The organism is Mesorhizobium sp. M0587 (assembly GCF_040320945.1).
Classification (GTDB): Bacteria; Pseudomonadota; Alphaproteobacteria; order Rhizobiales; family Rhizobiaceae; genus Mesorhizobium.
On record NZ_JAMYQP010000103.1, the window covers coordinates 1 to 1,070 of the forward strand.

Below are 1,070 nucleotides of genomic sequence, written 5' to 3' on the forward strand. Positions count from 1 at the left end.
ATCGCCTGAACGGTATCTTCTCACGAATCTCGCGGAAATCGGTCTGCAACATGATCTTTATGTTCGGCTGTTCGAGCATGCGTTGGAACATCCTGGTGTACCCGCCGAGCGGCATGTTCTGGAAGCTGTCACTGAAGTAGCGGTCATCGCGGTTGGTCCTGGTCGGTACTCGTGCTGTCACCGATTTACTGAGTTGACTGGGATCAACGCCCCATTGCTTCCTCGTATAACCACGAAAGAACTTCTCATAGAGCTCTCGTCCCACCGTACTGATAACGACGTCCTCGGCCGTGCGAACGTCCTCTACCGTCTCGCGTCGTGACGCGAAGAAATCCTCCAGCTGCGCCGAGGTCAGATCCAGCCCATAAAGGCTGTTGATCGTGTCGAGGTTGATGGGGATGGGAACGAGTTTCCCGTCCACCGCCGCCAACACCCTATGCTCGTATGGCCGCCAATCGGTGAACTGCGACAGGTAGTCCACGATCGCCTGACCGTTGGTGTGGAAGATGTGCGGTCCGTAGCGGTGGACTAGGATGCCGGCTTCATTATAGCAATCATAGGCATTGCCGCCGACATGGTTGCGACGATCGACCAGGAGCACGCTTTCATGGCGCTGCGAAGCTATTCTTTCAGCAATCACGCTGCCGGCAAAGCCGGCGCCCACGACCAACCAATCGAACATGGCTATGCGCTCCTGCGAAGAGGGACGACCTTCTTGCGTTGATACGCGCGCTCAATGTGAGCTGCCATGGCATTCCATGTTCGTTCCCAGGACATGTCCGCAAGATAGGCATCTACTTGCTGCAGGAGCATCTGACGTGGTCGCAAAAGAACGGAGCGTAGCTTAATTTGCAGATCTTCTCCGTCCGCGATTTCCACGAGTCCAGCAGCGCCGTAAGTGCGCACCACATCGACGATTGCCGTCGAGATCACCGGCAGGCCCGCCGCTAGAAATTCCGGCGTCTTAGTCGGGCTGATGAACCGGGTCGCTTCGTTGAGTGCAAACGGCATCCAGCCTGCATCCCAATGGCGCAGATAATCGGGTAGGTCGCAGTAGGCCTTCGCACCTA

The 1,070-nt window shown here is 56.7% G+C and carries 1 protein-coding gene and 1 pseudogene; both read right to left on the reverse strand.

All coding sequences use genetic code 11. The features are described 5' to 3' along the window. Positions 1–682 (reverse strand): UDP-galactopyranose/dTDP-fucopyranose mutase family protein (locus NKI49_RS33195; protein WP_352695939.1); only part of this gene is annotated, 682 nt, incomplete at its 3' end. 2 nt (positions 683–684) lie between these two features. Next, positions 685–1,070, reverse strand: a pseudogene (locus tag NKI49_RS33200) (glycosyltransferase family 1 protein); the annotation flags it as partial.